Origin of the sequence: Streptomyces sp. NPDC055955 (assembly GCF_042270245.1) — a bacterium.
GTDB lineage: Bacteria > Actinomycetota > Actinomycetes > Streptomycetales > Streptomycetaceae > Streptomyces.
Genome location: NZ_JBHJYS010000002.1, coordinates 566188 through 589195, shown reverse-complemented (window position 1 = coordinate 589195; position 23008 = coordinate 566188). Strand labels below are relative to the sequence as shown.

The window sequence follows — 23008 nt, the reverse complement described above, 5'->3', positions numbered from 1 at the left end:
ATGCGAGATTTCCCGGACCGACGACTCTGGTGAGGAACTGATGGCGGCATTTGACTACATTGTGGTGGGTGCGGGCTCGGCGGGTGCGGTCGTGGCCGGGAGGCTCTCGGAGGATCCGGGCGTACGGGTCCTGCTGATCGAAGCAGGCAGCGCCAAGAAGCCCATGAATGTGCAGATCCCGGCGGCGTTCGCCACGCAGTTCCGCACGAACCTCGACTGGAACTACGACACGGAACCGGAACCCTGTCTGAACAACCGCTCGCTGTACCACCCCCGGGCCAAGTACCTCGGCGGCTGCAGCGGAATGAACGCGATGATCTACATCCGCGGCAGCCGGCACGACTACGACTCCTGGGCGAAGAACGGTGCGCCGGGCTGGTCGTACGACGATGTCCTTCCCCTGTTCAAGAAGTCGGAACGCAACTCGCGCGGCGAGAACGATTACCACGGCGCGACCGGCCCGTTGCACATCGAAGACCTCCGGTCCCCGAACCCTCTCTCCGAGAGCCTCATCGAAGGCATGGTCTCCACGGGCCTTCCCCGGAACGCCGACTTCAACGGCGCGGAACAGGTCGGCGCCGGCCTCAACCAGGTGACGCAGAGGCGGGGACAGCGCTGGACCACCGCGGATGCCTTCGTCGCGCCGGCATCGAAGCGCCGGAACTTCACCGTGCTCACGCAGACACACGTCAATCGTCTGCGCATCGAGGGCGGACGGGTCGTCGGCGTCGAGGTCACTCGTGCCGGGCGGCATGAGTTCCACCAGGCTGACCGCGAGGTCGTCGTGTCCGCGGGCGCTTTCAACACCCCCAAGATCCTGATGCTCTCAGGGATCGGGCCGGCCGATCACCTCGTCCGGCACGGTATCCAGGTGGTCGTCGACAACCCCAATGTCGGATCACACCTGATGGACCACCCGTTCTACCTTGCGAACTTCGAGACCACGGCCCGTGGAACGCTGGCGAACGCGCAGTCGCCGCTACAGCTCGCCAAGTTCGTCGCATCACGACGCGGGCTGCTGACGTCGAACATCGCCGAGGCAGGGGCGTTCTTCCACACGCGGTCGGGAGAGGCCGCGCCCGACATGCAGATGTTCGGCGCGCCCGCGTACTTCTGGAACAACGGATTCACGACGCACGACAAACCGGCGTATGCGATCGCGCTCTCGCTGGTCGGTTCCCGCAGCCGCGGCCAGGTGCGTCTGCGCGGAGGCGACCCGACGGCGAAGCCCGCTCTGACGTTCAACTACCTCTCCGACCCGGCGGAGATGGACTCGATGGTGGCCGGCATCGAGCGGGCACGTGAGGTGGCGCATTCACCGGCCATGCGCGGTCTCACCACACGTGAGCTCCATCCCGGAGGAGGCGCTGCCGGCCGCTCGGAGATCGAGGCCGAGGTCCGACGCAACGTCGCCCACACCTACCACCCCTCCTGCACGGCACGCATAGGGACGGAGGCCGACGGTGTCGTAGACCCGCAGCTGCGCGTGCACGGCGTCGCAGGACTACGCGTGGCCGACGCATCGGTGTTCCCGACGATTCCCCACGGAAACACGCACGCGCCGACGGTCCTCGTGGGAGAGAAGGCGGCACAACTGATCAGGGCGGCCTGCTGATCACCGTGATCTTTGATACGGGAGCGGTGGCCCTCAGCGGTTGAGGCCGTCGTGGGACGAGCTGCGGCGCGCGCCCACCATGGAAAGCGATGCCCGGCCGCGAGCGGACTGGGCCACCCTTCTGTTCGCCGGTGTGTGAACCGGGCTGGAGACGAACACCACAGCTGTCCGGGACCTGAAGGGTTCTTCTTGGACAGACCCTTCGAAGGCGTGGACTATCCGTGCGCATGTGTCCGCCGGATCTTGACTCCCTGTGGCCCTTGGCGGGATCAATGGCTCGTCTCCCCGCAGTTGCCTTGGACCAGGGCACGTCCGCCCTTGGTCCGACGGCCTGCTCTGTCCGTTGAAAGGGACATGATGAAGCGCACCGGAATCCGCTTGGCCGCCGCCGTGGCGGTCGTGGCAGTCGCCGTGACCTCGCTCAGCTCCTGCGGCGACTCGGGCGCAGCTTCCGAAAGCAAAAGCCTGACCTACTGGTCCATGTGGACCGAGAACGAACCCCAGGCGGCCGTTCTGAAGTCCGCCGTCGCCGACTTCGAGAAGGACACGGGCATCAAGGTCGACGTCCAATGGCAGGGGCGTACCGTCCTGGAGAAGGTCGCCCCGACCCTCATCACCGGCAAGGTGCCCGACCTGGTCGACCACACCGACGACAAGCTCTACCCGACGCTCGCCCAGCCGGGCCGTGCCCGCGACCTCTCCGGCGTACTCGCCAGGCCCGCGACCGGCGAAAAGGAGAAGCTGTCGGACACCGGCGTGCAGCGCTACATGGGGCAACTGCGCAAGAGTCCGGACGGCGTCGGCACCTGGATGATCCCGTACGAGGTGCTCTCGGTCGGCCTCTGGTACAACGGCGCCGACAAGGACATGAAGGCACCCGCCACCTGGGACGACCTCATGAACACCTGCGCCGCCCTGAAGAAGGAGAAGCGCGCCTGCATAGCCGTGGACGGCGATCAGGGCGCTTACACGGCCTGGTGGCTGGACTACCTCGTCGACCGCATCGGGGGCGATGGGACCATGGCTCAGGCCATCAAGGACAAGACGGGGGCCGGCTGGAGCGCCCCTGCCGTCAAGGACGCCGCAGCCAAGGTGGCCGAGCTGGTCGACAAGGGCTATCTGATCAAGGGATACGACGCGAGCAAGTACCCCGAGCAGCAGAACCGCTGGGCCGAGGGCAAGGCCGGATTCATCCTCAACGGCAGCTGGCTGCCGGCCGAGACCGGCAAGTTCGCCACGGCGGGCTTCGACGCGCGGTTCGCGCCGTTCCCCTCGGTCGACGGAGGCAAGGGCGGTGCGACGACCGACGTGCGTCTGCTCGGCTTCTGCGTCCCCCGGCAGGCCAAGCATGCCGACGCGGCCGAGAAGCTGATCGCGTACGTCATGGCGAAGAAGCGCCTGAGCGGGATCTCCGAGACCGCGGCCAATCTGACGCCGCGCGACGACATCGAGGCGCCCAAGGGGCTCACCGGTGTCAAGGCGACCCTGGAGTCGACACAGCCGAGGGAGCAACTGGCCGGATCCACACCGGAGTTCAACGAGAAGGTTCTGTTCCCCGCCTACCAGAAGCTGTTCTTCGGCAAGACCGACGCCGACGGCTTCGTGGCCGACGTCAAGGAACTGCACCGGGCCTACGTGAAGGCACAGGGCTGATGGCCGTTCTCATTGCGGGACGCGGCAGGGCAGCGGTACCCGCCGCCGGGAACGGCCGGGGCACACCGCTCGCGGTGCGCAGGCGCCGCCTGTTCTGGCCGTTCGTCACTCCCGCCCTCGCGTGTCTCGTCCTCTTCTACCTCGGACCTCTGCTCTTCGGTGTCTGGACGAGTCTCCACCGCTGGGACGGGTTCACACCGATGACCTGGCGCGGACTGGGCAACTATCGCGCGCTGCTGGACGATCCCTTCTTCCGCACGTCCGTGGCCAACACGTTCAAGATCCTCATCTATGTCGGGGTCATCATGTTCGTGCTGAGCTTCGCGCTCACCATGGTGCTGCGCGACATGAGCGGCAAGAAGTTCGTACGCGCCGTGATCTTCTTCCCGCACATCGTCAACGCGATGGTCTTCGGTGTGCTCGCGGGCTTCCTCTTCAACCCCAACGGTCTCGCCAACTCGGTCCTCGCGGCCATCGGTGTCGACGATCCGCCCAAGTGGCTCTCCGTGGACAACGTCTTCACGCTCATCCTCGCCACCATGGTCTTCACGACCACGGGCTTCTACGTCACGATCATCATGGCCTCGGTCGACAACATCCCGCTCTATCTGTACGAGGACGCGGAGCTCGCCGGCGCCGGGAGCTTCCGCAAGTTCTGGCACATCACGCTGCCGCTCAGCTGGGACGTCATCAGCGTCTGCGCGGTTCTGTGGACCATCAGTTCGGTCAAGGTCTTCGAGCTCGTCCTCGTCTTCGGCGGCAGCAACACCGGAAGCGGCCCACCCGTCGAGACCTGGACGAGCGCGCTGTACATCTACCGCAACGCGTTCACCGGCGACAGCATCCCGCAGTTCGGCATGGTGTGCGCCGCGGGAATCACGAGCCTGGTCCTGGTGGCCGTGTTCACCCTGCTCCTGCGCCGCCTCATGCGCCGTGATCCGATCGAGTACTGAGAAGGGCCCGCTGGTGACCGTTTCCCTGCCCACGACCGCGCGCACGTCGCGGTCCGCCACCCGCCCGCGTCCGCCCTTGCGACGTATCGGTCTGATCCTCGTCTGGGTCTTCGTGGCGACCAACCTGTTCCTGCTGCTCTGGATGGTGCTGTCCTCGCTGCGGACCACGCGCGAGATCTTCGCGTCCCCCTGGTCGCTTCCGACCCGTGTGGAGGTGTCCAACTACGTCACGGCGTTCGACTCCGGCTTCGGCCGAGCCGCGCTCAACAGCGTCCTCGTGAGCTCGACCGCGGCCGTGATCTCCGTGGCGCTGGCCGCTCCGGCGGCCTACGCGCTGAGCCGCCGGCTCAGCGGCGCGGCCGGACCGCTCACCCTGCTGTTCGTCCTCGGCCTCGGAGTGCCCGGCCAGGTCCTGCTCATCCCCGTGTTCCTCATGCTCAGTCGGATCGGACTGGTCGACTCGCTCGTGGGTCTGGGCTTCGCCTACGTCGCTCTGAGCATGCCGTTCACCGTCTTCCTGCTCACCGGGTTCTTCCGGTCGCTCCCCCAGGAGGTGGAGGAGGCAGCCGCCCTCGACGGCGCCTCACCCGCCCGCACGTTCTGGCAGATCGTCCTGCCCCTCGCCCGCTCCGGAATGATCACCGCGTTCCTGCTCCAGTTCATCAACAACTGGAACGAGACGCTCTTCTCACTCGCCCTGGTGCAGAGCGACGACAACTACACCTTGCCCCTCGCGCTGGCCCGGTTCATCGGCGAGCAGCAGTACAAGGGGGCCGACTGGGGCGGGATGTTCGCCGGCCTGTGCCTGATCGTCGCCCCCATGCTCGTCCTGTACGGATGGCTGTCACGACGCATCATCACCGGGATGACACTCGGCATCGGCAAATGACGGATGACCGGCCGCCGCGGGCCGACGCGCGGACGGCTTGGTCAAAAGGCGGCCGGCTGGTACCGGGGCCCAAGGCCCACGCCATCCTGTCGCGGAACGGCGAGAAGGCCGCGGGAGGCGCGAGGTGAGAACGCCACCCCGTCCGAGCGCCGAGCTCCCTGCTCCTGACCGTCGACGTTCCGGCACGTCGGACCCCGACCTGAGGGTGCGGCGGTCTTCCGCCATGGCAGGCATCCGCCGCCCCGCAGGCGACTGACGCCCCGATGAAGCGGCCAGAATGAACCACAGCCCCGATCGGCTCTCACCCGGCCGGCGATCGGACGGCGAGGCCATGGCCACCTTCGCCGACAGCGCCACGCCTGCCCCGCGGTCGCACCCTGGAACCGCACCCGGGACTCTGTGGTGCTGAGACCCCGCATCCAGCCGTGGGCTTCGCGGGCCGTCCGCACGGACGAGGTGCACGCGAGCGCCCCGGACACGTAGGTTTCCGCCGAGCCCATCGAGTCAGGATGTGTCGACCATGGCCCACTACAGCTGGATGCGCTTCCTCACCCCCGATGTCGCGCACCAGGACCTGGGGCTCATGTGCCTCGGCGCAGGGGTGCAGCGCGGGCCGCTGCCCGTCGTCGGTCCACGCACCCTCGACCGGCACGTAGCCGTCGTCGTCACCGCGGGCAGCGGATGGTTCCGGCGCGCCGGCGATCCGCCGCAGCGCGTCGTGGCCCCGGCGCTGCTGTGGCTGACACCGGGCACTCCACACCACTACGGTCCCGAACCCGACACGGGCTGGGACGAAACCTTCGTGGCGTTCACGGGGCCCGCCACGGGGACTTACACCCGGGCCGGTTACATCACACCTCGGCACCCGGTCGTGCCGCTGAAGGGCACGGACGGCATCAGCAAGGTGGTCGCCCGGATCGTGCGGGCGCTCCGTCCGGCCAATCCCCTGGTCGACATCGAGGCCGCCGTCGCCGTGCACGAGCTCCTCCTCGTCCTGCGCACCGCGCGCGACGACTCGGGTGCCGCCGACCGGCCGGTCCTGGAGGCGCTGGCACGCGACGCCTTCCTGCCGATGTCGGTGGACGAGCACGCGGCCCGGCTCGGCATGACGCCGGCCGGGCTGCGGGCCGTCGTGCGCCGCGCCAGCGGCCGCGGCCCCAAGGAGTACCTCCTGTCCGTGCGTCTGGGCCGGGCCCAGGAGCTGCTCGCCGGCACGGACCTGCCGACGACCACGGTGGCCCGCATGGTCGGCTTCGACGACCCGGCCTACTTCAGCCGTCTGTTCAGCCGCAAGCTGGGGATGCCGCCGTCACAGTTCCGCAGGCTGGAGACCAGGACGGCGGCGCTCCCCGAGGTCACTTGCGACGAACCGTCTCCGTCATCTCAAGACCCGTCGTGTAGTCGAGCAGACGGGGCTGATAGCCCGGGTCGTCCGGGCGCTGCCGGGTGAGCCCGTCGTACGACCAGGTGTCCTCGCGCGCGTCGGCACGCCACGGCCGCCTCTCCCAGCAGCTCCCGCGGAACGGGTCGCGCGTCTCGTTCATCCAGGACAGGAGGCGGTCGTGGAGCCGGTTCCGGTGTGCCGAGCACGAGGGGGCGTGAAGGAGATTGCGCAGTTCGCCGGGATCGTCGGCGAGGTCGTAGAGTTCGTCGTCCGACAGGAGATTCACCACCAGTTTGAAGCGCCCGTCGAACACGCCCCGCATCGGCTGGAATCCACCGAACCCGTCGTGGTCGACCTCGTAGCGGCCGAACTCCACGAACACCTCGTCGTTGACACGGCGCGCGGGCTCGGCGAGCACGGGGAGAAGACTCTTGCCGGGCATCAGGGCCGGCACGTGAATGCCCATGTGTTCCAGAACGGTCGGCGCGATGTCGATGTGCGACACCGGGTGCGGGGCCACGGCTCCGGACGCGGCGCCCGGCATCCGCATCAGCAGTGGCACCCTCGCGATCTCGTCGTACATGGCCGGCCCCTTCGCGTACAGCCGGTGCGAGGCGAGCATGTCACCGTGGTCCGACGTGTACACGATGAGCGCCCCCGGCGCGTGTGTCTCCACGGCGGCGAGGACGTGTCCGATCTGCGCGTCCACGAACTCCTGCGCGGCGAAGTAACGCGAGTCGCGCCGCTCGAAGCCGTCATCGCGCTCCTCCGCCAGGCGCGGACCCGCCCAGACCCGTTGGTGCCGGGGCTTGTCCGCGAGATCGTCGAGCACGTTGTCGTCGTGAGGGAAGACGAAGTCCCGGTACTTCTCGGCGTACTGGGGCGGGGTGATTCCCGGATCGTGCGGTTCGTCGTACGACACCACGAGCAGGAAACTGTCGTCCACGTGGTCCTCCAGGAACTCCACGGCGCGCTCGGTGCATCGGTGCGCGTATGTGAACTCCTCCGGCACGCCCGGATCCTCGACCGTCGCCGGATCCCGCGACGCACGCCGCTCCTCGGGCGACAGCTCTTCCAGGTAGGTGCGCATGTCGTACCAGTACTCGGGGTCCCAGCCGTCCGGACAGCGCCCGTTCCCGAAGTAGTCGGTGCCGTCCAGATGCCACTTTCCGATGTACGCGGCGGTGATCGAGCGATCACGCAGCCGCTGCCCCAGCGTCGGCACGTCGAGTCCCGGAGCCAGGTTGTTGGACCAGGTGCCGTTCGTATGCGGCCAGGTTCCCGTGAACAGGGCGGAGCGGGCGGGAGCGCACACCGGCTGCGTGGTGTACGCCCGCTCGAACCGCACCCCGGATCGAGCCAGGCCATCGAGGTGCGGCGTGTCGATGCCTGAGGAGCGGTAACTGCCCAGGAGATCCCAGCGGGTTGCGTCGGTCATCAGCACGACGGTCTGCTGAGGTGGTGCGGGGTGGGACATGGGGTGCGGAAACCCTTCGTGTCAGGAGTGGACGAATCGTGCGAGGAGACAACGGCCCTGTGGGGCGCGCTCAGTCCAGCTCGGTGACCGCGAACTGATCGATGACGATCTCCGTGCTGTTGGCCGCGTCCGAGCGCAGGCCGACCCAGGCCTCACCGGACTCCGGCGCGGTGAACTCGTAGGACCATCGCGTCGTCGAGGACGTCCGGGGCAGGGCGTCCGCCCGAAGGATGCGCGACGTGGGTTCGTCGACGCCGGTGACCCAACTGGCGCTGGTCTCGCTCTGGTAGTCGAACTCGACCCGGTAGCGCTTGCCCGCACGGAACGGGATGGTGCACGGGATCGAACGGTACTGAAGGGCCTTGGACGTCGCGCGGCTCTTGAGAGACCAGCCTCCGCTCAGCACGTCGTCGATCTGCTTGCCGTTCCAGCCCCTCTGGGTGAAGGGGGCGTGCAGTTCGGACAGGTGGGAGCGGATGTTGCAGCCGACGAACGGTCCCATCCCGTACGGCACGTCCTCGAAGTCCTCGTACACGAGGGTGCCCGGCTTGGTGGGCCGGCCACCTCGCGAGACCCGTACGTGGGCCAGGCGCACCTGGGCGGTACCCGCCTCGACACCCAGCTCGACGGTGACGTCGCCTCCGCGGTCGGGCGCCGTGAAGTACACGGGCACCCGCATGAAACGGGTGCCCTTCTTGGGGTCGCTCTCCTGGGAGTTGACCAGCGTGGAGGTGACGAGACGGTTCACCGACCGACCCAGGGGCGTCGTCACGGCCACGGTCACCATGCGGCGCTCACCCGCGGTGGCGCCGATCTCCACCTGCACCGATGCGGTGTAAGAGGCGCCGGGTACGAGCCCGGTCACCCGCTGGCCGAGGGACGCCGGCAGGCCGTCGGTGCCGAGGTGGGCCTCGTAATGGCCGCGGTTCGACAAGCGGACCTGCGCCGCCCCCTCGACCCTCCAGCCCTCCAGGTCACCCGAGTTGAAGTACGGGTTGACCAACCCGCTGCCCTGACCCCAGCGCGGCCGGGGCACCATGGGCGCCTTGCGCCGGTACACCGTGTAGGGCTGCCCGGCCTCGGCCCGGAGCGTGACCACTCCCCGGCGCACCGGAGCCCAGTCCTCGAACACGCGCCCCTGATCGGTGAGCCGGTACACCGCGACCTGGGACTGTCCCGACCATCCGCGGGGCAGCTCCCACTCGCTGACCCCACCGGACTTGCTGAAGTGGTACAGGCGCTCCGGGTCTCGCGCGTTGCGGGGCTCCCACGGCAGAAGGTAGGTGTCGCCGTGAAGGACCGTCCGGCCGTCCGTGACGATGACGCGCGTTCCGTCGGCGTCCGCGGTCACCTCGGTGCCGCTCTCGAAGGTGACGCGGTCGTCGGCCCAGGTGGTGACGGGATGTGCCTGTAGGTACTTCGCCGGAAGGTTGTTCTCCCAGATCCCCGCGTAGAAGGAGTTCCAGTTCGTGCGGTCCTGCCAGGTCTCGAAGTCGTACACGCGCGGGACGGGCAGGAGCGGGGCGCGGTTGCTGAAGACGTCCTTGTAGTGGTTCATCAGGAAGCGGGCGAGTGTGGAGTTGATGCCACGTGAGCTGTCGCCGCCGTAGGTGACGTCGTTGGCCCAGTGGGACCACACCGCCGAACGTTCAAGGCCATGGCCCCATTCGGTCGTCACCACCCAGCCCTGCGCGCGCAGTTCGCACTGAAGCCGGTCGGACGTCCAGCCGGACTCGCGGAACACGTCGATGTACAGCATGTCCAGACCCGCGTCGGCCTCCTCGCGCAGCCGCCGGAAACGCGCCGCGTTGTCGCCCGAGGTCAGATCGCGGCGGGCTTTGATCCGGTACGACTGGTCCTTGCCGTCCCAGCCGAGCCAGGTCTTGTCCACCAGCTCCTCGGAGAAGGCGTGTGCCTCCGGGTACGACTCGGTGCAGTTGACGTGCACGGCGAAGTGGCTGTTCCACTTGCGGCCCTCGTGGAACAGCTTGTTGAGGTGGGCGAGGCCGCCCGCCCGCTCGTTGTAGTGCCCCGCGTAATCGGGGTGGGCGCAGTCGTGGCCTTCGCCCTGATACCCCTTGACCAGAGTGAACTGGCCGAGCCCGTCGGTGGCCAAGGAGATGCGCTTGACGTTGTCGAGCAGCATCAGGAACGTGTTCTCCGCGGCGGAGCTGTTCAGGTACGGAATGTGCGGTACGACCCGCAGGTGCTGCTCGTCCGCTCCGAGGGGACGGGGCAGCAGCTCCCGCAGGGCGATCGCGCCGTCCTGCCAGTCGACCACACCGTCACCGTTCCGGTCCCCGGTGATGATCACCCGCACGTACGGCAGGGCTTCGGTGTCGGTCTCCTTGGCCTGGTCGGCGCGGTACGTCCACTGGCCGGAGGCGAGCGAGCACTTCACATAGCCGTCGCGGCGCTCGATGAGCCGCCACAGGCGGCCGTTCTCCCACGAGCTCCCGGGGACCTTGGAGATCTGGTCGGTGACGCTGTTGGACTCGATGCCCGCCGCCAGCTCCTGCGTGTGCAGTACCGCGTAGGCGCAGCCCTTGCGGGCACTGTCTGCGGGAGTGTCTGCGGACAGTGTGATGACGGTGTCGCCCTCACGGCTCTTGTCCAGGTCGACCAGCGCGGTCCGCACGGTCGCGCCGGCCTGGTCACTGCGCACACTCACCATGCGCAGCCCGGGTATCTCCAGGGTGCCGACGCGGAAGTCCGGGCTCTCCACGATGCGCGTGACACGAAACGTGGCCACGGCGCCGTCGGCGGCGATCTCGGCCTCGATGCGGCCGCCGCCCGCGAAGGACAGCACGTACGCGACGGCGCAATGGTCGGCCCTGTGGCACGTCACGCCGCTCGGGGTGACCTCCGTCCCGTCGATGACGAGAGAGGTGACCGTGTCCTCCTGCCCGTGCAGGACGGCGCCGCTCTCGCGGTGCGTGTAGCGCACGACGCGGGGGAAGGAGGTCGCCACGGTGACGGTCATCTCGCCCGTGACCAGGGTGAGTTCGGTATCGCTTGCTGCAGGGGCAGGCGCGGAGGGGTCGGCTGCCGCCGTGCCCGCCCCCGCGCCGATCAGCAGGGGAACGGCGGCCAGGCCGGCCACGACGGTTCTGCGTGGGGTGAGCGAGGAACGGGCGGCCGAGGTCGGGTGGTCCACGGGGGCCTCCAGGGCGAGAGCGGGCGGGGGACACGATGCGCCCACAGTCTTGGTCGCCCGGAGAACGCGGACCATAGACAAAGGACCCGCTCGTGTGGACATTCCCGCTGCGTGGACGGGTCCGGTGCGCTACGACCGGCCGGGGCGGATGGCGCTGGGGGCGCCCGGGGGGTGGCCGAGGCCCTGGAAAGCGCGGCCGGCCCTTGATTCGCAATGGTGCCACCTTGGAGGCGTACCCGCCGGAGCGGCACAGCCGGGTGCCCGCCGGGGCATCGGGTGTGTCGGACACCGGCATCAAGGAGTCATAAAGACTGCCGGTGTACGGCAATGCGCCGGGCGTCGCGGACGCCTCAGGATGGGTGTGGCAGGAACGGGGGCCAAGCCCTGGTGCCGGACGTCGGATGCGATGTCCGGCACCAGGGCGGAGCCTAGGGGGGCACCGAACGGGGGTCGGGGGATGGGGGAGTTCGTCGCGGCGGTGGTTGGTTTTCCGGGGCTGCTCTTCACCGCTGCGCTCGTTGTCTGCTGCGGGTTCTGGGTGTTGGTCGCGCTGGGCCGGGTCGGGGCCGGGGCGTTCGACGCGGATGTCGAGCTGGACGCGTGGGGGCTCGGGGGAGTGCCTGTTGCCGGCGCCGTGTCGTGGGTGATCGCTGTCGCGTGGTTCATGACGGTGACCGGTTCGATGCTGACCGATCTGGTCGCGCCGGGCGGAATGACGCATGCGGTGCTCGAACTGGTGCTGTTGATCGGCTCGCCCGTGGTCGGCCGGAGGGTGGCCCGCCGCCTCATGGGCTCGCCCACCAGGCTGCCGAGGAACCCGGCCCGCTCCGGCATGGTGTCGGCGCCGCGGCCGGCGGTCGCGAGGGATCCCTCCATGGCGGCAGGGCCTTGAGGGAACAGGGCCGCTGAGGTGCCGGGCAGGGCCCGCTCCGTCGTCCTGTGGTTCCCATCCGGGCAGTGCCGCACCGCTGCCCCGGCATGTCTTTCTCCTCTCTCATCCAGGGGTGCCAACTCCCCCTGAAGCCAAAGGACTTCATCATGGATGCCACCACCGTGGGCATCGGCGTGTCCGTCGTCGTTGTCCTGATCGTCGTCGCCGCGCTGCTGCTCGTGTTCACCCGGCTGTTCCGCAAGGTGGAGCAGGGCAAGGCCCTGATCGTCTCGAAGATCCGCAAGGTGGATGTGACGTTCACCGGGCAGGTCGTGCTGCCGGTGCTGCACAAGGCCGAGGTGATGGACATCTCGGTGAAGGCCATCGAGATCACCCGGACCGGCCGGGACGGGCTGATCTGCCAGGACAACATCCGCGCCGACATCCGCATCTCGTTCTTCGTGAAGGTCAACAAGACCGTCGAGGACGTCATCAAGGTCGCCCAGGCCGTGGGCACCCAGCGGGCGAGCGACCAGAGGACGCTGCAGGAGCTGTTCCACGCGAAGTTCTCCGAGGCGCTCAAGACGGTCGGCAAGCAACTGGACTTCACCGATCTGTACACCAAGCGCGAGGAGCTTCGGTTCCGCATCATCGAGGTCATCGGTGTCGACCTGAACGGCTACCACCTCGAGGACGCGGCGATCGACTACCTGGAGCAGACGCCGCTGTCCCAGCTCGACCCGAACAACGTCCTGGACGCCCAGGGCATCCGGAAGATCACCGAGCTGACGACCATCGAGCACGTCCGCACGAACGAGTTCCAGCGGACGGAGGAGAAGGAGATCACGCGGCAGAACGTCGACGCCCGCGAGACCATCCTGGAGCTGGAGCGCCGCCAGGCCGACGCCGAGATCAAGCAGAAGCGGGAGATCGACACCGTACGGGCGCGTGAGGAGGCCGAGACGGCGCGGGTGGTGGAGGAGGAGCGGCTGCGCTCGCAGGGCGCGTTCCTCGCCACGGAGGAGAAGCTCGGTGTGCAGCGCGAGAACCAGGCCCGCGAGGTCGCCGTGGCGCAGAAGAACCGCGAGCGGGTCATCGCCGTCGAGAACGAGCGCATCGAGAAGGACCGCCTGCTGGAGGTCATCGCGCGGGAGCGGGAGACGCAGCTGACGAAGATCGCCGCCGACAAGGAGGTCGAGGCGGAGAAGCGGGAGATCGCCGAGGTGGTGCGTGAGCGGGTCGCCGTGGACCGCACGGTGGCCGAGCAGGAGGAGTCGATCAAGAAGCTGCGCGCGGTCGAGGAGGCCGAGCGCGGGCGGCAGGCCGTCATCATCGCGGCGGAGGCCGAGGCGCAGGAGAAGCTCGTCAAGGACATCAAGGCCGCGGAGGCGGCCGAACAGGCTGCCACCCACCGGGCGGCCGAACAACTCACCCTCGCTGAAGCCGAGTTGAAGTCCGCCGATCTGCAGGCGCAGGCCAAGCTCAAACTCGCCGCGGGTATTCAGGCGGAGAGCGCGGCCGCCGGGCTCGCCGAGGTCCAGGTGCGCGACAAGGAGGCCGAGGTCACCGAGAAGGCCGGCCGTGCCGAGGCGGAGGCCACCGAGGCCAGGATGCGCGCGGAGGCGGAAGGGGCTCGCGCGAAGGCGCTGTCCGAGGCGACCGCCATCGCGGAGAAGCTGAAGGCGGAGGCCGAGGGCATCAACCAGAAAGCCGTCGCGATGGCCGCCCTGGACGAGGCGTCGCGCGGGCACGAGGAGTACCGGCTGCGCCTGCAGGCCGAGAAGGAGATCCGGCTCGCGGGCCTGGACGTGCAGCGGCAGGTCGCCGAGGCCCAGGCAACCGTCCTTGCGACCGGCCTGGAGAACGCGGACATCAACATCGTCGGCGGCGAGTCCGTCTTCTTCGACCGGCTCGTGTCCTCGATCGCGCTCGGCAAGGGCGTCGACGCCTTCGTCCAGCACTCCGAGACCGCGCAGGCGCTGGCCAAGCCGTGGCTGGACGGCACCGAGAGCTTCACCGAGGACGTGTCGAAGATTCTCGGTTCCCTCTCTTCGCCCGTGCAGAACCTCACCGTCTCCGCACTGCTGATGAAGCTCATGAAGGGCAATGGCGACCGCGCCGGGCAGGTACGTGAACTGCTCGACAAGGCTGCCCAGTTGGGCATCGCGGATCTGCCGCTCGCCGAGTTGAACGGATCACGCAGGAACTGATCCGCCCATGGAATCGCGCCCGGGGCCGTACGGGGATCCGCGGGTCCGGGCGCCCGCAGGCACCCGCACACGTAGCAGCAGAGCCGGAAAGGAAGACCGGGCATGGCCACCGGAACGGAACCGCGGACCGGCCTGGACGCAGGCACGTACGAAGTCCTGCGCGACCGACTCGCCCTCCAGGCACAGGACTTGACCGACCGGTCCACGGCGCTCAACGACCGCCGCGTCGCCGCCTTCGGCTCCACCGGTCTGACGCTCACCGCGAGCCGGGCCGTACGCACCGATGAGCCGCGGCTCGCACGCGACATCGTCGCCGTGGGGGACGTCCTGCTGCTCGGTCTGCGCACCTCGCCGGGCACCCGCACGCCCGACATCGGCGACGTCTTCACCCTGCACGACCGCGACCTGGCCCGGCTGCCCGTCGGGGCCGTCCCGGGCCTCCTCGACGACCCCGCTTTCGTGGCGGAGTTCGCCGCTCTCTTCCGCTACTACCGTCAGACGCGCCTCCTCCAACTGTGCTCTGTCGAGGGCAAGTTCCTCGCCGTCTTCCAGATCGGCGAGAAGCCCGACGACATCCGCGTACTGCGCTGGGAGCGCGACGGCCGGGACGGCGTGCGATTCCTCGACGCGCGCGGCGAACGCGATGACGTACAGCCGCCCGCTCACGACGTCATCTGGCGGCACACGACCCGCGAGGACCACGTTCCGGGGCGCCACCCGCACGTCTCCATCGGCGGCGAGGTGTACGTGTCCACGGTCGGCGGCGCCCTGACCGTCAAAACCGAGGACGACACCGAGACCGGTGACCGCATCCACTCCGAACCGGTCGACGAACCGCTGCAGTCCCTCGCGGACGCCGACATCGCTCACGCCCGTGTCGGCCCTCTGCTCCTGCTGCGCATCCGCCCGTACAAGGAGGACGCCTGGCGCCACCTGGTCTTCAGCACCCTCACCAAGACCGTCGCCCGCCTCGACGGCATCGGCCAGGGCTGCCGTGTCCTCCCCGACGACCAGGGCATCCTCTTCCCCGGCGGCTACTGCCTGGCCACCGGCACGCACAAGACCTTCGACGCGCTCGACAGCACCGGCCTGGCCTACGACAGGACGGTGCGCTCGCCGAACGGCGAGGACGTCCTGTACGTCTTCCGGGCCCGGGCCGCGGGCCGCACCCTGCTGCTCCCGTACAACGTCATCCGCAAGGAGGTCGCCGCCCCGCTCACCTGCCGCGGCCACGCCGTCTTCGACGACGGCACCCTCATGCTGCTCCGGTCCGACGAGGCCGATGAGCCGGCACGCGTGCACCCCGTCCAGACATGGCGCACCCCGTTCACGGCCGACACCTACGCCGCCGAAGTACCCCGTGGCGACAAGACGTTGACCCGCATAGGCAACGCCGATCTCGTACGGGGCATCTCCGACTGCCTCTCCGTCGCCCGCGCCGTCGCCGAGACCGCGCACGCCCCCACCGCGAAGGCCTACGAGACGCTCGCCGCGTCCTGCGAGCGCGCCGCCGACCTCTACCACTGGCTCACCGACCCCGAACTCGGCAGCCTGGACGCCCCGCTGGGGGACATGCGGGCCACGGCCCGCCGGATTCTGACCGAGTACGAGACGGTCCGGACGCTGACACGGCAGGCCGCCGACGCCCTCGCCGACGCGTCCTCACACATCGCGGGCCTGGTACGCAGGATCCGCGGGGAAGCACCGCGAAGCGCCCACGAGTGGGTCGGCCGCATCACCGAACTGCGCCGATCGCAGGGACGGTTGCTCACCCTCAAGGAGCTCAGGTACGCGGACGTCGACCGCATCGACGGTCTCGCCGACGACCTCGCGGGGGACATCGCCGCGGCAGCCGCCCGCGCCGTCACCTTCCTCGCGCGCCCGGACGCCTTCGCCGCCCACCATGCCGACATCGAGCAGCTCACCGCCGAGGCCGCTCAGCTGCAGACGGCCGCCGAGGCGACCCCGCTCGCCGCACGCGTCGCCGGCCTCGCCGAGCAACTGCAGACGGTGACCGACATCGTCACGGGCCTCGACGTCGGCGAAGCGACCGTGCGGACCGGCATCCTGGAGCGCATCGCCGAAGTCCTCGCCGGCGTCAACCGCGCCCGCGCCACACTCGACGCACGCCGCCGCGAGCTGACCGTGAACGAGGCGCGCGCCGAGTTCGCCGCCGAGTTCTCGCTGCTCGGCCAGGCCGTCAGTGGCGCCCTCGCCGTCGCCGACACCCCGCAGTCCTGCGACGACCACCTCGCCCGACTGCTCCTCCAACTGGAGTCACTGGAAGGACGGTTCGCCGACTCCGACGACTTCCTCGCCGACCTCGACGCCCAGCGCACCGAGATCCACGAGGCGTTCGCCGCCCGCAAACAGACCCTCGCCGACGCCCGCGCCCGGCACACCGAACGCCTCGCGCTCTCCGCGCACCGCGTCATGGAGACCGTCACCCGCCGGCTGGCAGCCCTCGCCTCACCCGACGACATCACCACATACCTGGCGTCCGACCCGATGGTCGCCAAGGTCCGCCGCACCATCGACGAACTGCGCGCCCTCGACGACCAGGTACGCGCCGAAGAACTCGACGGCCGCCTGGCCGTCGCCCGCCGGCACGCCCAGCGCACCCTGCGCGACCGCACCGACCTCTACACCGACGGCGGCAGCACCGTCCGACTCGGACGCCACCGCTTCCCGGTCGACACCCAGCCGCAGGAACTGACCCTCGTCCCCCACGGGGACGGCATGGCCCTCGCCCTGGGCGGCACCGACTACCGAGCGCCCGTCACCGACCCCGCCTTCGCCGAACTGCGCCCCTACTGGACCCAGTTGCTCCCCTCGGAGAACGAGACGGTCTACCGCGCCGAGCACCTCGCCGCCCGCCTGCTCGCCGACCACGGCGCGGACGCGCTCCTCGCCGCTGACGACCTGCGCGCCCTGGTGCGCACCGCCGCCGAGAAGGCGTACGACGAAGGCTACGAACGCGGCGTCCACGACCACGACGCGACCCTGATCCTCACCGCCCTGCTGCGCCTGCACTCCGGCGCCGGACTGCTGCGCCACACACCAGCGGCCCGCGCCGCCGCCCAGCAGTTCTGGGCGCTCGGGGCGGACGAGGGCGAGCGCGAGCAGTGGACCCGCCGCGCCGCCTCGCTCGCCCGCGCCCGCGACACCTTCGGCCAGGCCCCGGCCACCACCGACTGGCGCGCCGAACTCGCCGCCCGCATCGAGGACGCCCCGGCCGCCGACTACCTCTTCGAGGAGCTGACGTCCGCACCCGACGGCTTCGTCACATCGGCCGCCACCCGCACCTTCCTCGACAAGTTCCGCCGCGCCGTGGACTGCCCGGCCTACGAGGCCGACCTCGCCGCTGTCACCGACCTCGCCGCCCGCCGCTCCCTGGCCGAGGCCTGGCTGTCCTCGTACGCCGCCGCCACCGGAGAGGGGGACACCGACCTCCCCGAGGCCGTCGCCGTCGAACTCTGCCCCGGCCTCCTCCACTACGACAACGACGCTCCGCTCACCGCGACCGTCGACGGGCTCCTCGGGACCCACCCGCGCCTGAACGGCCGCCGCCTCACCCTCCGCCTCGACGAACTCCTTGCCCGCACCCGTCAATTCCGTGAGCAGGTCGTCCCCGGCTTCCGGGCCTACCAGTCCCGCCGGGCCGCCCTCGTCGCCGCGGAACGCGCCGCCCTGCGCCTGGACGAGCACCGCCCGCACGTCATGCCGTCCTTCGTCCGCAGCCGCCTCATCGACGAGGTGTACCTGCCGCTGATCGGCGACAACCTCACCCGGCAACTCGGCACCGCAGGGGGCCTGTTGCTGCTCATCTCGCCGCCCGGCTACGGCAAGACGACCCTCGTCGAGTACGTCGCCGAACGCCTCGGCATGCTCCTGGTCAAGGTCAACGGCCCCGCCCTCGGACACCAGGTGACCTCCCTCGACCCCGCCCAGGCCCCGGACGCGACGGCACGCCAGGAAGTCGAGAAGATCAACTTCGCCCTGGAGGCCGGCAACAACGTCCTTCTCCACCTCGACGACATCCAGCACACCTCGCCCGAACTCCTCCAGAAGTTCATCGCGCTCTGCGACGCCCAACGCCGCATGGACGGCGTCCGCAACGGCGCATCCCGTACGTACGACCTGCGCGGCAAACGGTTCGCCGTCTGTATGTCCGGCAACCCCTACACCGAGTCCGGTGCCCTCTTCCGCGTCCCCGACATGCTCGCCAACCGCGCCGACGTGTGGAACCTCGGCGATGTCGTGACCGGCAGACAGGACGCCTTCGCGGTCAGCTTCGTCGAGAACGCGCTCACCGCGAACGACCACCTGGCGCCGCTCGCCGGCCGCGACCGTGCCGACCTCGACGTCCTCCTCCGCCACGCCGCCGATGACCTTTCCTCGCGCTCTCGAACCGGCACGCGCATGGAAGGAGGCCCCATCGCCCCTACCGAACGGCTCAGCCACCCGTTCGCCCCGGCCGAGACCGAGCGGATCGTCGCAGTGCTGTGCCACCTGCTCACCGCCCGTACGACCGTCCTGACGGTGAACGCCGCCTACATCGCCTCGGCGGCGCAGTCCGAGGACGCCCGCACCGAACCGCGCTTCCAACTCCAGGGCTCCTACCGCGACATGAACAGGATCGCAGCCCGCATCGACCCGGCGATGAACGACGCCGAACTCTCCGCCGTCCTCGACGACCACTACGCGGCCCAGGCCCAGACACTCACCACGGGCGCCGAGGCCAACCTCCTCAAGCTCGCCGAACTGCGCGGCACCCTCACGCCCCAGCAGGCCGAACGCTGGTCGCAGCTGAAGGCCGCCCACGTCCGCGCCCGCATGCTGGGCGGCGCCGACGGTGACCCGGCCGTCCGCGCGGTCGCCGCGCTGGGACTGGTGGCCGACCGCATCGCCGCCGTCGAGTCCGCGATCACCCGCGTCACCACTCCCCGTGAGTAGGTTGCGGCTGGCATGCGCGGTCCAGCGCCGTACAGGCCGGTTCGCCGAAGGACGCGGCGAGGCCCGCGCTGTCCGGGGAGGCGTGGCGGCGCGCTCACCGCTGCCGATGTGCCCCCCGGCAGGTGGCGACGGGCGCCGCGGCTCCGCGCCATAGGCTTGCCGGCATGGATCCAGTGGGACTTGGCCGGGCTGTCGACGAGGCATTCGCCGTCACCGGGGTGGACACCCCTCCCTGGCCCGACCCGCATCCTCACGGCGACGTGCGGGACGAGGAGTACTCGCGGTGCGCCGAACCGGAGAAGTACCGCGTGCTCGCCGCCCGGGCCGACGCCTGGACACAGGCGTTGTCCCGGCTCGGGCTGGGCGAAGTGGAGACGCTCACGGATCCGGCGGCGATCTGGCGGCGAGGGCCGGGCGCGGCCGTCAGCGGTGCTGTCCGGCTGCGTCCGGTACGCGCGGACGCCGCACCTCTCGTGTTCGGGTTCTCGGCCATCGACGAGGTTCCCCGGACGGTTCTCGTAGTCGGGGCCGGGGAGCCCGCTGTGCGTCTTGAGCGACTTCCCGACTGTGGCTGCGACGCCTGTGACAGCGGTTCCGCCGACCTGCTCGAGACGCTGGACGAGGTGGTGGTCGCCGTGGTCACCGGCACGTTCGTGCACGTCGACGCAGGGGAAGGGCGGGAGATCGTGTGTACGGGGGACAGCTGGTCGGCGAGCAACTGGGATGCGTTGCCGCCGGCCGAGGAGGTGCTTGCCACGGCGCGGGCCGGGCGGTCGCCGTACCGCGTCGTGCGGGGGCAGGCCTGGGGGTGATCACCCGCGCTTCGTGACGTCACGCGGGATCGGTCACCCTTCGCTGACGCCGGCTTTCTCGGCGTCCCGGGTACGCAACAGGGGCTTGACCACCTTTCCGCCCGCGTTACGGGGGAGCTCGGCGAGCAGCACGAGGTCCTTCGGCCACTTGAAGGAGGCGAGTTTTCCTTCGAGGAACTCCGTCAGTTCGCGCAGCGACAGGCGGGCTCCCGGGGTGACGGTGACGTAGGCGACCGGCACCTGGCCCCAGCGCTCGTCGGGCCTGCCGATCACCGCGACCTCCCGTACGCACGGGTGCGCGGCGACGGCGTTCTCCAGCTCGGCGCAGTAGATGTTCTCGCCGCCACTGATGATCATGTCCTTCTTGCGGTCGACCACCCAGACGAAGCCCTCGTCGTCCCGCTTGACCAGGTCACCGGAGTGGAACCATCCGCCGTCGAAGGCCTCCGCGGTCTCCTGCGGCTTGCGCCAGTACCCGCGCGTCAGCGTGGGCCCGCGGTAGACGATCTCACCGACCTCGCCCACGGCGACGTCGTTCATGTCCGCGTCGACGACGCGGTACTGGATGCTCGGGATCGGCCGGCCGACCGAGCCGAGCTTGCGCAGCGCGTCCTCCCCGCGGAGTACGCAGGTGATCGGCGAGGTCTCGGTCTGGCCGAACACCGCCACGTTGAGCGCGCCGGGGAATGTGTCGCCCATGGCGCGCAGGGTCGCGTCGCTCGCGGGGGCGGCGCCCCAGCTGATGATCCGCAGCTTCAGGTCACGCTTGTCGATGTCGGGCTGGGCGCAGATCAGGTCCCACTGCTGCGGAACGTTGAACACGACGGTGGCGCCTTCGCGTTCGTAGGCATCGAGCACCGCCCGCGGGTCGAAGGCGCCCAGCGGGTGGATCACGACCGTGCTGCCGACCACGAAGTTCGCCACGATCGAACCGAGACCCGCGATGTGGAAGAAGGGCGCGGTCAGGAAACCGACGTCGGAGTCGTCGAACATCTCCATCGCGCGGATGCACGTGATCGCCTGTACCTGCATGTTGCGGTGGGACAGCATCACCCCCTTCGGCCGGCCGGTGGTGCCCGAGGTGTACATGATCAGCGCGGTCGACTCCTCGCTGATGTCGGGCAGTTCCATCGGCTCGTGCGCCGTCAGGAACTCCTCGTACGCGAGGTGCGCGATGTCGCCTTCGGTCTCGGCCTCGCCCGATGCGCCGATGACGACGACCGTGCCGATCGACGTGGCGCTCGGCGCGGCCTGGAGCAGCGGCAGGAGATGTGCGTCGACGACGATCGCCGAAGGGGTGCAGTCGGTCAGGATGTGGTCGAGTTCCAGCGGAGCGAGCCGGAAACTGAGTGGGACGGCCATGGCCCCCAGGCTGTTCGCCGCGAACACGCTCTCCACGAACCACGGATGGTTCAGCGTGAGCATGGCCACGCGGTCACCCGTGGCGACGCCTCGGTCGGCGAGTGCGGCAGCCAGTTGCAGCGACCGCCGCGACAGCTGCGCCCAGGTCGTGGTCCTGCCGAGATACCGCAGCGCGGGCTTGTCGGGCCGCATCGCCGCGTGGGTGGCCGCCTGGGACATCCAGTGGTGCCGGAAGGACCAGGCGGGCGCCGTGTCGGTCGGCATGGGTGACTCCTCAGGTGTCGTGTCGATCGGTGGCCGCAGCCGCATTGTGTCGTTCAATGCAGCGGTTCGAGAAGCGTCCTGACGAATTTTGTTAATGGAAAATCACATGGGTGAGGTCTCGGTACCCCATGTCGCACGGCCCGCGCACGGACGCCCCCGGTGCCTGCCCGACGTGTGATTGACTGGGCCGTATGGCCCTGTCTCCCCATGCGTGTGTGCGTTCATGACCGCCGAACCGAGCGCGGCCACCCGCCCCCGCAACCGCAGGCAGCTCATCGTCGAGGCCGCCGGCCGGCTCTTCAGCGAGCGCGGCTACCACGCCGCGTCCATGGAGGAGATCGCCGCCGGCGTGGGCATCACCGCCACGGCCCTGTACCGGCACTTCCCCAACAAGTACGCACTGTTCGCCGAATGCGCGCACGCCATGGTCGACCGGCTCGTCGGCGCGCTCGACGAGACGCCGCCCGAGGCGGCCCCGGCAGACGTGCTCACCGCCCTCATCCGGGTCACCCTCGCGCATCGCGCGTCGGGCGGCGTGTACCGATGGGAGGCCAGGTACCTCGACCGCGAGGATCGCCGGCTCCTCAGGGCCAAGTTCGGGCACGTCGTCGGGCGGGTCACCGAGGCGGTGCGGCGCGAGGAACCGCGGTCCGACGAGCAGCTGCGGGTCGCCGCGGCTCTCGGTGCGATCGGGTCCATCACGATGCATCGCACCTCCATCGCTCAGCGTCGGGCCGAGGAACTGCTGCTGGCGTGCACCTTGCGCGTGATCGCCGGCGACCCCCTTCCGGCCATGAGGAGCACCCACCCCGTCGAGCTGCCGACCCTGCCGGTGCCACGCTCGCGGCGCGCGGAGATCCTCGCCGCCGCCGTCCCGCTGTTCGCCCGGGACGGGTTCGCCAACGTCACCAACGGCCAGATCGCACAGGCGGTGGGGCTGGCGCCGTCCGCGCTCTACCGTCACTACCCCGGCAAGGTCGACATCCTGGCGGCGGCATGCCTGCAGGCGGCGGGCCTGCTGGCCCAGGCGGTGGACCGGAGTCTGCAGAAGGTGGCCGATCCGCACGACGCCGTCGTGGCGCTGGCGGCGACGTACGTGGCCTACAGCTTCGAGCACACCGCACTCACGAGCGTCGCCGAGGCCGAGGTCGCCGGCCTGCCGGCCGATCTGCAGCGCCCCCTGGTCCTCGCGCAGCGTGAGCACATCGCCGTCTGGGAGCAGCAGTTGCGGCTTGCCCGTCCCGAGCTGGACCCGCGTCAGGCCCGCGTGCTGGTGCACGCCGGATTCGGAGTGGTGGTCGAGGCCGGGCGGAGCTTGCGATGGCAGGACAGTCCTGCACACCGGGCCACCGTGACGGGGTTGGTCGTGGGCGCTCTGGGCCTGTGAACGGACCGTGCGGATGCC

13 protein-coding genes are annotated in these 23008 nt (G+C 69.6%); 10 read left to right on the top strand and 3 right to left on the bottom strand.

The features are described from left to right. The first annotated feature begins 40 nt into the window (after positions 1-40). The 5 genes from ACFC96_RS05845 (at position 41) to ACFC96_RS05825 (ending at position 6560) form a co-directional block, all read left to right on the top strand. A complete protein-coding gene (locus ACFC96_RS05845) occupies positions 41-1615 on the top strand; it encodes a GMC family oxidoreductase (RefSeq protein WP_376610444.1) in 1575 nt (524 codons plus the stop codon). 354 nt (positions 1616-1969) lie between these two features. After that, the gene (locus ACFC96_RS05840) at positions 1970-3268 is read left to right on the top strand and encodes an ABC transporter substrate-binding protein (protein WP_376610442.1); all 1299 of its coding nucleotides are present in this window, start codon (positions 1970-1972) and stop codon (positions 3266-3268) included. Then, positions 3268-4221 carry a carbohydrate ABC transporter permease gene (locus tag ACFC96_RS05835; protein ID WP_376610440.1) on the top strand — a complete coding sequence of 318 codons (954 nt, stop codon included), beginning with the start codon at positions 3268-3270 and terminating at the stop codon, positions 4219-4221. Before ACFC96_RS05840 ends, ACFC96_RS05835 begins: the two co-directional genes overlap by 1 nt. 13 nt (positions 4222-4234) lie before the next feature. Then, positions 4235-5110 (top strand): carbohydrate ABC transporter permease, encoded by an 876-nt coding sequence (locus tag ACFC96_RS05830; protein WP_376610438.1) that lies wholly within the window; start codon positions 4235-4237, stop codon positions 5108-5110. A gap of 520 nt (positions 5111-5630) precedes the next feature. Next, complete coding sequence (locus ACFC96_RS05825; RefSeq protein WP_376610436.1) at positions 5631-6560, top strand: helix-turn-helix domain-containing protein; 930 nt, start codon at positions 5631-5633, stop codon at positions 6558-6560. On the opposite strand, the gene ACFC96_RS05820 is transcribed toward ACFC96_RS05825, so the two are convergent. Next, positions 6466-7932: a sulfatase-like hydrolase/transferase gene (locus tag ACFC96_RS05820; RefSeq protein ID WP_376610434.1), complete on the bottom strand. Its 1467-nt coding sequence runs from the start codon at positions 7930-7932 to the stop codon at positions 6466-6468. The two genes, ACFC96_RS05825 and ACFC96_RS05820, sit on opposite strands and share 95 nt — an antisense overlap. A gap of 109 nt (positions 7933-8041) precedes the next feature. Next, positions 8042-11128 carry an endo-alpha-N-acetylgalactosaminidase family protein gene (locus ACFC96_RS05815; RefSeq protein ID WP_376610433.1) on the bottom strand — a complete coding sequence of 1029 codons (3087 nt, stop codon included), beginning with the start codon at positions 11126-11128 and terminating at the stop codon, positions 8042-8044. Positions 11129-11585: 457 nt separating this feature from the next. Here ACFC96_RS05815 and ACFC96_RS05810 point away from each other — a divergent pair, with 457 nt between their 5' ends. The 4 genes from ACFC96_RS05810 (at position 11586) to ACFC96_RS05795 (ending at position 19977) form a co-directional block, all read left to right on the top strand. Further along, positions 11586-12020: a hypothetical protein gene (locus ACFC96_RS05810; RefSeq protein ID WP_340457146.1), complete on the top strand. Its 435-nt coding sequence runs from the start codon at positions 11586-11588 to the stop codon at positions 12018-12020. Positions 12021-12166: 146 nt separating this feature from the next. Next, positions 12167-14209: a flotillin family protein gene (locus ACFC96_RS05805; protein ID WP_376610431.1), complete on the top strand. Its 2043-nt coding sequence runs from the start codon at positions 12167-12169 to the stop codon at positions 14207-14209. A 102-nt stretch (positions 14210-14311) separates the two neighbouring features. Beyond that, positions 14312-19165: a DNA repair ATPase gene (locus ACFC96_RS05800; RefSeq protein ID WP_376610429.1), complete on the top strand. Its 4854-nt coding sequence runs from the start codon at positions 14312-14314 to the stop codon at positions 19163-19165. 164 nt (positions 19166-19329) lie between these two features. After that, a complete protein-coding gene (locus tag ACFC96_RS05795) occupies positions 19330-19977 on the top strand; it encodes a DUF6226 family protein (RefSeq protein WP_376610427.1) in 648 nt (215 codons plus the stop codon). A 33-nt stretch (positions 19978-20010) separates the two neighbouring features. Here the strand turns inward: ACFC96_RS05795 and ACFC96_RS05790 are convergent, their stop codons facing one another. After that, positions 20011-21603 (bottom strand): long-chain-fatty-acid--CoA ligase, encoded by a 1593-nt coding sequence (locus tag ACFC96_RS05790; RefSeq protein ID WP_340457152.1) that lies wholly within the window; start codon positions 21601-21603, stop codon positions 20011-20013. 223 nt (positions 21604-21826) lie between these two features. Between ACFC96_RS05790 and ACFC96_RS05785 the strand changes: the two genes are divergently transcribed. Beyond that, entirely contained in the window at positions 21827-22990 is a 1164-nt protein-coding gene (locus ACFC96_RS05785; RefSeq protein ID WP_340457153.1) for a TetR/AcrR family transcriptional regulator, read from the top strand. Positions 22991-23008 lie beyond the last annotated feature (18 nt).